12 protein-coding genes are annotated in these 13,626 nt (G+C 54.4%); 3 read left to right on the forward strand and 9 right to left on the reverse strand.

The genetic code is table 11. From position 1 onward, the window contains the following. Positions 1–32: 32 nt before the first annotated feature. On the reverse strand, positions 33–491 hold the full coding sequence (locus ABLU80_RS06505) for an Lrp/AsnC family transcriptional regulator (RefSeq protein ID WP_015367940.1): 459 nt from the start codon (positions 489–491) through the stop codon (positions 33–35). A gap of 115 nt (positions 492–606) precedes the next feature. Here ABLU80_RS06505 and ABLU80_RS06510 point away from each other — a divergent pair, with 115 nt between their 5' ends. Further along, positions 607–1,659: a PLP-dependent cysteine synthase family protein gene (locus tag ABLU80_RS06510; RefSeq protein ID WP_032707549.1), complete on the forward strand. Its 1,053-nt coding sequence runs from the start codon at positions 607–609 to the stop codon at positions 1,657–1,659. A gap of 44 nt (positions 1,660–1,703) precedes the next feature. Here the strand turns inward: ABLU80_RS06510 and cof are convergent, their stop codons facing one another. Continuing rightward, complete coding sequence (gene cof / locus ABLU80_RS06515; protein WP_348849841.1) at positions 1,704–2,522, reverse strand: HMP-PP phosphatase; 819 nt, start codon at positions 2,520–2,522, stop codon at positions 1,704–1,706. 107 nt (positions 2,523–2,629) lie between these two features. Between cof and ABLU80_RS06520 the strand changes: the two genes are divergently transcribed. Both ABLU80_RS06520 and queC read left to right on the forward strand, forming a co-directional pair. Further along, a complete protein-coding gene (locus ABLU80_RS06520) occupies positions 2,630–4,330 on the forward strand; it encodes an SgrR family transcriptional regulator (RefSeq protein WP_285198776.1) in 1,701 nt (566 codons plus the stop codon). A 66-nt stretch (positions 4,331–4,396) separates the two neighbouring features. Continuing rightward, positions 4,397–5,107 (forward strand): 7-cyano-7-deazaguanine synthase QueC, encoded by a 711-nt coding sequence (queC, locus tag ABLU80_RS06525; RefSeq protein ID WP_063446434.1) that lies wholly within the window; start codon positions 4,397–4,399, stop codon positions 5,105–5,107. A 70-nt stretch (positions 5,108–5,177) separates the two neighbouring features. Here the strand turns inward: queC and ABLU80_RS06530 are convergent, their stop codons facing one another. The 7 genes from ABLU80_RS06530 to clpP all read right to left on the reverse strand — a co-directional run bounded on the left by ABLU80_RS06530 (position 5,178) and on the right by clpP (position 13,343). Next, positions 5,178–5,579, reverse strand: coding sequence for a YbgC/FadM family acyl-CoA thioesterase (locus tag ABLU80_RS06530; protein WP_020079469.1), 402 nt, complete (start codon positions 5,577–5,579; stop codon positions 5,178–5,180). 111 nt (positions 5,580–5,690) lie between these two features. After that, the gene (locus ABLU80_RS06535; RefSeq protein ID WP_047081000.1) at positions 5,691–6,056 is read right to left on the reverse strand and encodes a helix-hairpin-helix domain-containing protein; all 366 of its coding nucleotides are present in this window, start codon (positions 6,054–6,056) and stop codon (positions 5,691–5,693) included. 148 nt (positions 6,057–6,204) lie between these two features. After that, positions 6,205–8,079 carry a peptidylprolyl isomerase gene (gene ppiD / locus ABLU80_RS06540; protein WP_348849842.1) on the reverse strand — a complete coding sequence of 625 codons (1,875 nt, stop codon included), beginning with the start codon at positions 8,077–8,079 and terminating at the stop codon, positions 6,205–6,207. 214 nt (positions 8,080–8,293) lie between these two features. Further along, entirely contained in the window at positions 8,294–8,566 is a 273-nt protein-coding gene (hupB, locus tag ABLU80_RS06545; RefSeq protein ID WP_002444653.1) for a nucleoid-associated protein HU-beta, read from the reverse strand. A gap of 206 nt (positions 8,567–8,772) precedes the next feature. Next, positions 8,773–11,127 (reverse strand): endopeptidase La, encoded by a 2,355-nt coding sequence (lon, locus tag ABLU80_RS06550; protein ID WP_015367948.1) that lies wholly within the window; start codon positions 11,125–11,127, stop codon positions 8,773–8,775. Between the two features lie 183 nt (positions 11,128–11,310). Beyond that, on the reverse strand, positions 11,311–12,585 hold the full coding sequence (clpX, locus tag ABLU80_RS06555; RefSeq protein ID WP_015704591.1) for an ATP-dependent protease ATP-binding subunit ClpX: 1,275 nt from the start codon (positions 12,583–12,585) through the stop codon (positions 11,311–11,313). A gap of 134 nt (positions 12,586–12,719) precedes the next feature. Beyond that, the gene (gene clpP / locus ABLU80_RS06560) at positions 12,720–13,343 is read right to left on the reverse strand and encodes an ATP-dependent Clp endopeptidase proteolytic subunit ClpP (protein WP_003021624.1); all 624 of its coding nucleotides are present in this window, start codon (positions 13,341–13,343) and stop codon (positions 12,720–12,722) included. Positions 13,344–13,626 lie beyond the last annotated feature (283 nt).

Raw genomic sequence — 13,626 nt, forward strand, 5'->3', positions numbered from 1 at the left:
CTGAATGTATAATTCGTGGCGGCAAAAAGCCGTTAATCAATAGGCAAGGCCGTGGTGTATTTTATCTGTTCCATGGCAAAACTCGAAGTGACATCCGACAGCCCCGGCACGCTGTTCACCAGACGTTTATAAAAGTCGTCATAGCGCTTCATATCCGCGACCTGTACCCGTAGCAGGTAGTCGTACTCGCCGGCCATACGCCAGAAACCCAGCACTTCCGCCATTTGCGACACTTCGCTGACAAAACGGCAGTACCAGTCACTGCTGTGGTGCTGGGTTTTTATCAACACAAAGGCGGTTAATCCGAGCCCCAGCTTTTCCGCATCCAGGATGGCCACGCGCTCGCGCAGGATGCCTTCGTCCTCAAGACGCTTGAGCCGTTTCCAGCAGGGCGTGGTGGTCAGATTAACGGCATCCGCCAGCGCCTGCAAAGAGAGGGTGCAGTCAGTTTGCAGCAATGAGAGCAGCTTACGGTCAATTTTATCTAGCATAAGGCCACCAGAGAGAATAATTTACTCCCGTAATTGTAATTGAAAGGCCAAATAGCAACAATTTTTCCCGCACAATCCGCTAAGCTGGGCACAAAATGACAAACAGGAATCCGAGATGAACAGCGCCTGGGTAAAACATGCCATTAGTGAAATTAACGCCGACTATCAGCGTTCCGCCGATACACACCTGATCCGCCTGGCGTTGCCTGGTTTTCCGGGGATCCCTATTTATCTAAAGGATGAAAGTACGCATCCAACCGGTAGCCTCAAGCACCGACTGGCGCGCTCGCTGTTTCTCTATGGTCTGTGCAACGGATGGATCAAAGAAGGCACCACGATTATCGAATCGTCTTCGGGTTCGACGGCGGTCTCAGAAGCCTATTTTGCTCGCCTGCTGGGCCTGCCGTTTATTGCCGTGATGCCCTCCTGCACGGCGAAACGTAAAATCGAACAGATTGAATTTTATGGCGGACGCTGTCATTTCGTCGACAACGCCTGCGAAATCTATGCTGCTTCCGAAATGCTGGCGCGCGAGTTGAATGGCCACTATATGGATCAGTTCACCTTCGCCGAGCGCGCCACCGACTGGCGCGGCAATAACAATATCGCCGACAGCATTTTCCGCCAGATGACCCATGAGCCGTATCCGCAGCCGTCGTGGATCGTCATGAGCGCCGGTACCGGCGGTACTTCTGCAACCATCGGCCGCTATATTCGCTGCCAGGGTTACGAGACGCAACTGATGGTCGTCGACCCGCAGAATTCGGTGTTCCTCGATTACTGGCAAAGCCGCGACGCCAGCCTGCGCAGCCCGGTCGGCAGCAAGATCGAAGGGATTGGCCGTCCGCGCGTCGAGCCATCGTTTATTCCTGACGTCGTCGATGAGATGCTGCGCGTTCCGGATGCCGCTAGCGTCGCTACCGCCCTGTGGCTGGAAAAGCAGCTTGGAAGAAAAGTCGGCGCCTCCACCGGTACCAATATGTGGGGCGTGCTGCAACTGGCCACGCGCATGCGCGATGAAGGACGCCAGGGTTCCATCGTCACCCTGTTGTGCGACAGTGGCGAACGTTATCTCGAAAGCTATTACAACCCGCAGTGGGTCGCGGCAAATATCGGCGATATTAGCCCGTGGCAGACGCAGATTATGCAACTGAGCGGCGCACAATAAAAAAAGCCGGATAGAACGCTATCCGGCTTGCTGGTAGGGTCTCTCTATTCGGGGGAATAAGGAAGATCAGGATTATCCAGCCAATGTGTTAAAAAATGGGAAACAGCCTGATGACGGCAGTCTCCGATGATCGGTAGATGCGGCAGTTCAGCTTTGAGCTGCGGCATCGCGTTGCCCATAATGAACCCTCGCCCTACGCTACCAAGCATCTCGCGATCGTTCATTGCATCACCAAATGCCATGCAGTCCTGCAAAGTGAAACCTAAGTGCTTGCTCAGCACCGCCAGCGCAGCCCCTTTATTACAGCCGACCGGCAGCACCTCCAGGCAATCCATCGCCGAGAAACAAAGAAACGCGCGATCGCCTAGCACTTCATTTAGCTGGATCCGCAGACGGCGCAGATCGTCATGATCGCCGCAGAAACAGATCTTGGTGACGTGGTGCGCCGGTATCCGTTTTAGATCGCGCAGTTGATAATGAAAGCCGCTGAAGGCGTGAGCCCGGAGCAGTTCCGGCCTTGCCTGGCCGGTAAACCAGCCGCCATCATTGAAAACGTGCATACTCGCCTGAGTATCCCACACGCTGTGCAGCACCTCTTCCGCCACTTCCGGATTCAAATCCTGGCGATACAGCTCTTCACCTCCCAGTGAATGAATGCGCGTGCCGTTACCGGTAATCAGAAAAGCATCAAGGGAAAACTCGCCGATCACATGGTGCATTTCCAGAGCATGGCGACCGGTGGCAAAGGTCAGGGCGATATCGCGTTCACGCAGCCGTCTCAGCGCCGTCAGAGTCTGTTCTCCGAGACGATGGTCCGGCATCAGCAGGGTGCCGTCCATATCAAATGCCGCTAATTTTGCCATGGTATTTTCCCCGATGTGTGATGGGTTTCGCTTGTGTTGCAGTATCGCCTGAGATATACGGAAGTAATAGTGAATAGATATTTTTTATTGTTCCGGGTTTTCGGGAAATGAGATTATTAAATCGTTTAAATCAGTACCAGCGCCTTTGGCAGCCGACGTCCGGCGCTCCGCAGCAGGTGACCGTTGGCGAGCTGGCTGAACGCTGCTTTTGTAGCGAGCGCCATATCCGTACGCTGTTGCGCCAGGCTCAGGAGGCCGGCTGGTTAAGCTGGCAGGCCAGCTCCGGGCGCGGCAAGCGCGGAATGCTCTGTTTTTACAAAACCCCGGAAAGTTTGCGTAACGAGATGATGGAACAGGCGCTGAATAAGGGTCAGCAACAAAACGCGCTGGAGCTGGCGCAGCTGGCGCCGGTTGAGCTGAAAGCGTTGTTGCACCCCTTCCTCGGCGGCCAGTGGCAAAACAATACCCCGACGCTGCGTATACCTTACTACCGTCCACTGGAACCGCTGCGCCCCGGCTTTCTGCCCGGTCGTGCGGAACAACATTTGGCCGGACAGATCTATTCCGGCCTGACGCGTTTCGACGATAGCGACAATACGCCGGTGGGCGATCTGGCACACCACTGGCAGGTATCACCCGATGGGCTGCGGTGGCACTTTTATATCCGCTCTACCCTGTGTTGGCATAACGGCGATACCGTGAAAACCTCACAGCTGCAGCAAAGACTACTGTTGCTCCTGGAACTCCCGGCACTACGCACCCTCTTTGCCAGCATCAGCCGTATCGATGTCACCCACGCCCAATGTTTGACGATTACGCTGCATCGCCCGGACTACTGGCTACCGTTCCGTTTAGCCAGCTATTGCAGCGTGCTGGCGCATCCTGACGATCCGGCGCTCGGTAGCGGTCCGTTCCGAATAAAGCTTTTTGGCCCGGATCTGGTTCGGCTGGAGAACCATCCCCGCTACCATTTACAGCATCCGCTGATCCAGGCGGTAGAATACTGGATCACGCCGCAGCTATTCGAAAGCGATCTCGGCACCAGCTGTCGCCATCCGGTACAGATCACCATCGGCGATCCCGAAGAGCTCAATAATTTGCGCCAGGTGAGCAACAGCATCAGCCTCGGCTTCTGCTATTTGACCCTGCGTCAGAGTCCACGTCTCAGTAAAGCGCAGGCCCAGCGGATAATTTCGATTATCCACCGCTCGTCGTTGCTGGAAACGCTACCGCTGGACGAAGATCTGATTACGCCGAGCCATGAAGTGCTACCGGGCTGGTCCATTCCCCAGGGCCCGGAAAACCATGAGGTGCCGCTGCCTCGCCAGCTCACCCTGCTCTATCATTTGCCGGTCGAATTACACACAATGGCTGAGCAACTGAAACTACGCCTCGCCACTCTCGGCTGCGAACTGACGCTCATTTTTCACGACGCCAAAAATTGGGACGGCTGCCGGTATCTGGCGCAGGCCGATATGATGATGGGCGACCGCCTGATTGGCGAAGCGCCGGAATATACCCTTGAGCAGTGGCTGCGCTGCGATACGCTATGGCCCCATTTGCTGACCGGGGCGCAATATGCGCACCTGCAGGCAACGTTAGATGCCGTGCAGGCGCAGCCCGAAGCGCGTAGCCGCAACGATGCCCTGCGCAACGTCTTCAATACGCTGATGGATGACGCCATCATGACGCCGTTATTCAAATATAATTACCGCATCAGCGCGCCGCCTGGGGTTAACGGCCTGCGCCTTAATGCCAGAGGGTGGTTCGACTTTGCCAGCGCCTGGCTACCAGCATCATCGGCGTGAGAGAGCTGGTCGCCGCGAGCGTCTGACGGTACCATAACGCTCTCACTTATTTAGTCAGGAATTGCCATGAAACGCGCCGTAGTTGTCTTCAGCGGAGGACAAGACTCAACAACCTGCCTGGTGCAGGCACTGGAACAGTATGATGAAGTGCATTGCGTCACTTTTGATTATGGCCAACGCCACCGCGCCGAGATTGACGTGGCTCGCGAGCTGGCGCTAAAACTGGGCGCGGTAGCGCACAAAGTGCTGGACGTTACCCTGCTTAACGAACTGGCGGTGAGCAGCCTGACCCGCGATAGCATTCCGGTACCGGATTACGAGCCGGATGCCAATGGTATTCCAAATACCTTCGTTCCAGGTCGCAATATTCTGTTTTTAACCCTGACGGCGATCTACGCCTATCAGGTTAAGGCCGAAGCGATTATTACCGGCGTTTGCGAGACCGACTTCTCCGGTTACCCGGACTGCCGCGACGAATTTGTTAAAGCGCTGCACCACGCGGTTAGCCTTGGTATGGCGAAAGACATTCGCTTTGAAACGCCGCTGATGTGGCTCAACAAAGCCGAGACCTGGGCGCTGGCCGATTATTGGGGCCAGTTGGATCTGGTTCGCCGCGAAACGCTCACCTGCTATAACGGCATCAAGGGCGACGGCTGCGGCCAGTGTGCGGCCTGCAACCTGCGCGCCAACGGCCTGAATCAGTATCTGGGCGATCAGGCCGGCGTGATGGCACTAATGAAGCAAAAAACCGGTCTGGGCCAGGGGCACGAAGCTTAAGTTCAACGTCCCCGGTGGCGCTTCGCTTACCGGGGCTACGGATGCACAACTCTCCGCGGTCCGACTGTTATTAGCGCAAATTCATCTGGTCGAGCTTTTCGCGCAACTCCCCTTCCAGCGGCTGCGCCTTCTGCGTTTTCAAATCAATGCAGACAAAGGTAATCAGCGCATCGGCCACCACTTCACCGTTAGGGTTAAGGGTCACAACCTGACTAAGGGTGCCGCTTTTGCCGTTCAACTGCTCAAGCTTACTGGTCACGGTGAGCACGTCTCCAAGTACCGCCGGGCGACGATAATTGATATTGATATTGACCACCACAAAAGCGATGTTATGGCTGGTCATCCAGTGAAACGCCGGACTGCTCTCCAGCCCATCCCAGCGCGCCTCTTCGAGAAACTCCAGATAACGAGCATTGTTAACGTGCTGGTAAACATCCAGGTGATAACCGCGAACTTTAATTTGAGTCTGCATAGCGCACATGCCTTACTATTATTGTTGTTAATCAGGTAAGAGGTCACACCAGATGATGTAACCTCTTTAGCATGGCAAAGATTTGCCACTGTGCAAACCAACAGGCGAAAATTACAGCGTCAGATGTGACAGATTTCTCTCTACCAGTGAACTGCCCATCCCAGGGACCTGTTTAAGATCGTCGAGAGTCTTAAACGGCCCATATTCATCGCGGTAGCTGACGATTGCCTGCGCTTTCTTGAGCCCAACGCCGTTCATAGCCTGTGCTAACTCCTCCGCGCTGGCATTATTGATGCTAACCCGCGCGCCGTGGGTATCCGCCGTTTTGGCCTCCTCCGGCATTTTCGTCTGCGGCGCCTGAATAGTTTCTTTTGCCGATGCCGCCTTGCCGCTCGCCGATGCCGCCAGCGCCCCCTGAGAACCCGCCGCACAAGCCAGTAACACGGCGACAATAACCATTTTCATTCCTCTGTTCATGCTGTTATCTCCTTGTTTGTAGACAGCAAGGTCACGATAGCGGCTGCAAAAAAGGAGTACAAAAGGCAGATTGCGGAAATGGAAAAGGCCGCGAAAGCGGCCTTTAAGTATTGCATCGCGTTACCTCGTTTTGCGAGGCGGCGCGAAATTATTGCTGCTGGTCGATGATGTCGCCGAGCTTGATTTTGGCTTCTTTACGCAGATTACTCATCAACGCTTCGAATGCGATTTGCGCATTATTCTGGGTAATACCCTGCACCATCGCTTTCTTCTGCTCTTCTGGCATAGCGCCCGCTTTTACTTCATCCAGCGCCAGCAATACTACGTTGCCTTTAGCATCGCTGCCTACGCCGTAGCTGGCTTTATCTTTCTGCGGCAGCGGCAAAGAGAATGCAGCCTGACTCAGTGGATCCTGGCCGGTACGGGACAGCGTCTGCGCTGCACCGAAGCTCAGCCCTGCGGCTTTCATCGCTTCATCACCTTTGCCCGCTTTCAGGGCAGCTAACAGTTTGTCAGCATCCAGTTTCGCCTGCTGTTCCGCTTTATTGCGCTTCACGATATCAGTCACCTGCGCTTTCACTTCCGCCAGCGGCTTAACGCTTTCCGCTTTGTGCTCGCTAATGCGCAGAACAAAGGCGCGATCGCCGTCAACGGTAATGATATCGGAGTTACTGCCCGGCGCGCCGTTTTCACCCACCAGACCGCCATTAAAGATAGCATCGGCAACCGGCTTGAAGTTCAGCTCCTCCGGCAGGTTGTCACGGCCGAACCAGCCGGTCTCAACCACTTTCAGGCCGGCAACCTGCGCCGCGCCCGCCAGGGATTCGTTATCATTGCTGGCCGCGTCGCTGACCTTCTGCTGTAGCGCGTAGTACGCGTCCAGCGCTTTTTCCTGTTTTACTTTAGCCGCGATGTCGTTACGCACATCGGCCAGCGGTTTTACCTGTGCCGGCTGAACATCGTCAAGGCGCGCCACCAGGAAGCCTACGGAAGATTTGATCACTCCGGAAAGCTGACCTTTGTCTTTCAGGCCGGCATCTTTGAGTTCAGGCACGGTAGAGGCCTCTTCCATCCAGCCCATATCGCCGCCGTTACGCGCAGAGATGATGTCGGTAGATTTCTCTTTTGCCAGCGTGGCGAAATCGGCGCCTTTTTGCAGTTCGGCGAGCACCGCTTTCGCATCAGCTTCAGTTTTAGTCTGAATCACGCTGTAGCGATTACGCTGCGGCTGAGTGAACTGATCTTTATGCTGGTCATACCATGACTGGATTTCTTCGTCAGAGGCGTTTTCCTGCATGCTGGCGGCATCCATCTTGATGTAGCTCACGCGGAACTGCTCTGGCGCCATAAAACGGGCCTGGTTCTGCTGCCAGAAGGCGTTAATCTCTTCATCACTAACGGTCTGTTTCGCCGCCAGCGCGTTAACGTCGATAGTCGCTTCACGAACCACGCGCTGTTGGGATACCAGCGCCGCCAGTTGGTCGGACTCGCCCGGCAGCATGAAATCGGTACCGGCTACCGCATTGATCAGCTGTTGCGTCGTCAGTTGGTTACGCAGCGCTTGCGCGTATTGATCGGTGGTCATACCCATTTGATTCACGATGGCGCTGAAGCGTTCGTTATCAAATTTGCCGTTCGACTGGAAGGCCTGGGTCTGGAAGATGGCCTGTTTCACCTGGTCGTCGCTGATGCTCAGGCCCAGTTCACGGGCATACTGATCCAGCAGCGATTCATCGATCAGACGGTTCAGCACCTGCTGACGCATGGTCTTCATGTAGTTTTCATTGGCCGCCAGCTCGGAGAACTGATCGCCTAGCTGCTGCTGCATGCGGTTACGCTCGCTGGCAACGGCATTTTCAAACTGCGCGCGGCCAATCTCCTGACCATTCACTTTTGCGGCATAGTTGTTGCCGCCGCCAATCAGGTAACCACTCACCCCGGTCAAAATGAACGAGACGATAATGATACCGAAAATAATCTTGAGCACGACGCTGTTGGCGGCCGTGCGTAGGTTGTCCATCATGGTGTAACAACGCTCCGCTGTAGATGACTTTAGCTCGCGCAGCATAGCACGTGATGGCTGCCGCGCGTGAGGACGTATTTTGACAAGAAAACGGGGCAATTGTCAGCCCACAAGTGCGCATAAACACACATAAAGTCGCGTTCTGGACAAATAAAAAAGGCACATCTCGCGATGCGCCCTTGTACTTCGTCACATTCCCTGACGGGAGTGCCGATTAGTTTACCGCGTCTTTCAGCGCTTTACCTGCACGGAAGCCCGGTACTTTAGCGGCAGCAATGGTAATTTCTTTACCTGTTTGTGGGTTGCGACCAGTACGGGCAGCACGCTCTTTAACAGCAAAAGTACCGAACCCTACCAGCGCAACATCATCCCCAGCTTGCAGAGATTCAGTAACAGAAGCGATCAAAGCATCTAACGCACGTCCAGCTGCAGCTTTAGAAATGTCCGCACCCGCAGCAATTTTGTCAATCAGTTGAGATTTATTCACTGTTCTCTTCCTCTCTTTATAATTTATATCGCACCAGAATCCTTCATGGCGCGACCGCGCAGCAGTTATATCAGGACTGTCATGCCCTTACAACAGAGTTGTCGATGACCCCTGCCAGCGATCTAAGTTAGCTACACAAAAAAAGGCTGGCAAGTACGAATTTACTTACCAGCCCCACTTTTCTTAACGCTATTTGCGCGATATCACTATTTTGCGCTTACAACCTGCATGCCAAACGGTTCATTTTGCAGGGCAAGTGTCAGAACTTCCTCGATTCGCTGTACCGGATGAATATCCAAATCGGCGATAACGTTTTCCGGAATTTCTTCAAGGTCACGCTTGTTTTCGTAAGGAATCAGAACAGTCTTAATCCCCCCACGATGCGCCGCCAGCAGTTTTTCCTTCAGACCGCCGATTGGCAGCACCTGGCCGCGCAGGGTGATTTCCCCTGTCATCGCCACATCGGCGCGTACCGGGTTACCGGTCAGGCAGGAAACCAACGCGGTGCACATCGCCGTACCGGCGCTCGGGCCATCTTTTGGCGTTGCCCCTTCCGGTACGTGCACGTGAATATCGCGTTTTTCGTAGAAGTCCGGATTGATACCGAGCTTCTCAGCACGCGCGCGTACCACGGTCAGCGCTGCCTGAATCGACTCCTGCATGACTTCGCCAAGTGAACCGGTGTAGGTTAACTTGCCTTTGCCCGGAACGCAGGCGGTTTCGATGGTCAGCAGATCGCCGCCCACTTCCGTCCACGCCAGACCGGTCACCTGACCTACGCGGTTTTCGCTATCCGCGCGGCCGTAGTCAAAGCGCTGCACGCCAAGATAATCGTGCAGGTTTTCACCGTTAATCTCGATGTGTTTCAGCGACTTATCCAGAAGAAGCTGTTTAACGGCTTTACGGCACAGCTTGGAGATTTCGCGCTCCAGGCTACGTACGCCTGCTTCACGGGTGTAGTAACGAATAATGCCGATAATGGCGCTATCGTCGACCGTCAGCTCGCCCTTTTTCAGCGCGTTGCGTTCGATCTGCTTCGGCAGCAGGTGGCGCTTAGCAATGTTCAGTTTTTCATCTTCGGTATAACCGGAGAGACGAATCACTTCCATACGGTCCAGCAACGGAGCCGGGATATTCATGGAGTTGGAGGTCGCCACGAACATCACGTCGCTGAGATCGTAGTCCACTTCCAGATAGTGGTCGTTAAAGGCCACGTTCTGTTCCGGATCCAGTACCTCCAGCAATGCTGAAGCCGGGTCACCGCGCATGTCGGAGGACATTTTGTCGATCTCATCCAGCAGGAACAGCGGGTTTTTCACCCCCACTTTCGCCATTTTCTGGATCAGTTTCCCCGGCATCGAGCCAATATAGGTACGGCGGTGACCACGGATTTCCGCTTCATCACGCACGCCGCCCAATGCCATGCGCACGTACTTACGCCCGGTAGCTTTGGCAATAGACTGACCAAGCGAGGTTTTACCCACCCCCGGCGGCCCAACCAGGCACAGGATCGGCCCTTTCAGCTTGTTAACGCGACTCTGTACCGCAAGATACTCAAGGATGCGGTCCTTGACTCGCTCCAGACCATAGTGATCGGTATCGAGGATCTCTTGCGCCTGACGCAGATCTTTTTTGACCTTGCTGCGGGCATTCCACGGCACCTGCACCATCCAGTCGATGTAGCCGCGCACGACGGTGGCTTCCGCCGACATCGGGGACATCATCTTCAGCTTTTGCAGTTCCGCTTCGGTTTTTTCTTTCGCCTCTTTCGGCATCTTCGCCGCGTCGATCTTACGCTTCAGCGCTTCGTTTTCGTCCGGGGCATCATCCATCTCGCCGAGCTCTTTCTGGATGGCTTTCATTTGCTCATTCAGATAGTACTCACGCTGAGATTTTTCCATCTGCTTTTTCACGCGGTTGCGAATGCGTTTCTCAACCTGCAGCAGATCGATTTCAGATTCCATCATCGCCATCAGATATTCCAGACGCTCGTTCACGTCGGACATCTCCAGCACGGACTGTTTGTCCGCCAGCTTAAGCGGCATATGCGCAGCGATGGTATCCGCCAGACGCGCGGGATCGTCGATGCTATTCAGCGACGTCAGCACTTCCGGTGGGATTTTTTTGTTCAGCTTGATGTAGCCTTCAAACTGGCTGATAGCCGTACGCACCAGAACTTCCTGCTCCCGCTCTTCAATGACCGGAGAAGCAAGGTACTCTGCTTTGGCGGAGAAGTGCTCGCCGTTATCAGACAGCGCAGTAATACGCGCACGCTGTAAGCCTTCCACCAGCACTTTCACAGTGCCGTCCGGCAGCTTCAGCATTTGCAAAATTGACGCCACGGTCCCGACGGTGAAAAGATCGTTTACACCCGGCTCATCCGTCGACGCTTCTTTCTGCGCGACCAGCATGATTTTTTTATCATGGTCCATGGCCGCTTCCAGACAACGGATAGATTTTTCCCGCCCTACAAACAGGGGTATGACCATGTGCGGATAAACCACCACATCGCGCAACGGCAATACGGGGATTTCAATGCGTTCAGAACGCTCAGGATTCATAGAGCTCTCTCTTAGTTTAAAGTCCGCCAGGTAGCCGACGACACCTTCATTAACGCGTCGCCGTTAATATGTAATCCAGTATATGGGGATGTATTCCATACATTCAACGGCGGGAACACAGGAAAAATAAAAGGGGGGATAAAATCCCCCCTTTTTGCTTAACTGCTTGTGTCGATTGGCGAATTATTCGCCAGATGCCTGCTGCGCTTCCGGCTTGCCGTAGATCAGCAGCGGCTTGCTCTGACCTTCGATCACCGACTCGTCAATCACCACTTTTTCGACATCTTCCATGGACGGCAGATCGTACATGGTGTCGAGTAGCGCGGCTTCAACGATCGAACGCAGACCACGGGCGCCGGTTTTACGCGCCATCGCTTTCTTGGCGATCGCATCCAGCGCTTCATCACGGAATTCCAGCTCAGCGCCTTCGAGGCCAAACAGCGCCTGATACTGCTTAGTCAGGGCGTTTTTCGGCTCTTTCAGGATCTGAATCAGCGCTTCTTCACTCAGTTCATTCAGCGTCGCGACAACCGGCAGACGGCCGATAAATTCCGGGATCAGACCAAACTTGATCAGATCTTCCGGCTCGACCTGCGCCAGCAGTTCGCCTTCGCTAGCTTTATCGGATTTAGCTTTTACCGTCGCGCCAAAACCAATGCCGGAGCCGGTTTCAACACGGTGGGAAATCACTTTGTCCAGACCAGCGAACGCGCCGCCGCAGATAAACAGAATCTTGGAGGTATCAACCTGCAAGAACTCCTGTTGCGGATGTTTGCGCCCGCCCTGTGGCGGAACAGCGGCTACGGTACCTTCGATAAGCTTCAATAGCGCCTGCTGAACGCCTTCGCCGGACACGTCGCGGGTAATCGACGGGTTATCCGATTTACGGGAAATTTTGTCGATCTCATCGATGTACACGATGCCGCGCTGCGCTTTCTGCACATCGTAATCGCATTTCTGCAGCAGCTTCTGGATGATGTTTTCCACGTCTTCACCCACGTAACCCGCTTCGGTCAGGGTGGTGGCATCGGCCATGGTAAACGGAACATCCAACAGACGCGCCAGCGTTTCAGCCAGCAGCGTTTTACCGGAACCGGTCGGCCCGATCAGCAGAATGTTGCTTTTACCCAGTTCTACGCCATTGCTGGTGTCGCCGTTGCGCAGACGTTTGTAGTGATTGTATACCGCCACTGCCAGCACTTTTTTCGCCTGTTCCTGACCGATAACATAATCGTCCAGATGGTGGCGAATTTCGTGCGGCGTCGGCAGCGCGCTGCGCTCGCGGTGCGGAGCGACTTCTTTAATCTCTTCGCGAATGATGTCGTTACATAAATCAACGCATTCGTCGCAGATATACACGGATGGCCCGGCGATCAGCTTACGCACTTCATGCTGGCTTTTGCCGCAAAAAGAGCAGTACAACAGTTTGCCCGAACCATCTTTGCGTTTATCTGTCATGAGTCCAAACCTCTTCTTAAGTTCTTTGTGCCGCAGATGACGACGCAAATGCCATTCTCAGGCGCAAGTCGCGATCACGCGTTGTGCCGCCCAGTTGTTAAAACAAGTATAGCGGCACCCTTACGCCACGGGCATCAATTACGATGGGTCAAGATGGAATCGACCAGGCCGTATTCCACCGCTTCCGACGCCGACAGGAAGCGGTCACGCTCGGTATCGCGCTCGATCTGCTCAAGGGATTGACCCGTATGATGCGCCATCAGTTCATTCATACGCCCTTTCACTTTCAGAATTTCACGGGCGTGGATTTCGATATCCGTCGCCTGACCCTGATAGCCGCCCAGCGGCTGGTGAATCATCACGCGGGAGTTCGGCAGACAGAAACGCTTGCCTTTCGCCCCGGCGGTCAGCAGGAAGGCGCCCATTGAAGCCGCCTGCCCCATACAGATAGTGCTGACATCCGGCTTGATGAACTGCATGGTGTCGTAAATTGACATCCCGGCGGTGATCACGCCGCCCGGAGAGTTAATGTACAGGTAAATATCTTTTTCTGGATTTTCCGCTTCCAGAAACAGCATCTGCGCCACGATCAGATTAGCCATGTGGTCTTCCACCTGGCCGGTCAGGAAAATAACGCGTTCCTTGAGCAGACGGGAATAGATATCAAAAGAACGTTCACCGCGTGAGGTCTGTTCAATGACCATCGGCACCAGGGCCATATGGGGTGCAAAGTTATCTCGTTCGCCACTGTATGACATTTCCGTCTCCTGGATTAATTTTGAAAAAACCTGCTGCACTGATTGTAACCTTATGGACGGATTATCAGCCAGAGTTTCTATCCGCAGGGCACTGATACGTTGACCTGGTCATTATTCCTGACGCTGCGGATGCAGATACGTCACCCGGTTATGGGGATGGCGCAGCCATAATTCAAGCATAACAACCTTTTGGAGTAACGCTATCACTGAAAATGTGTTTTAGCACTCATCCTAAGCCTATCATTGCAATAAAAAAAACCCGCCGCCTTTCGGCAACGGGCTT

Origin of the sequence: Klebsiella sp. CN_Kp104 (genome assembly GCF_040064515.1) — a bacterium.
In the GTDB taxonomy this organism is placed as follows: domain Bacteria; phylum Pseudomonadota; class Gammaproteobacteria; order Enterobacterales; family Enterobacteriaceae; genus Klebsiella; species Klebsiella aerogenes.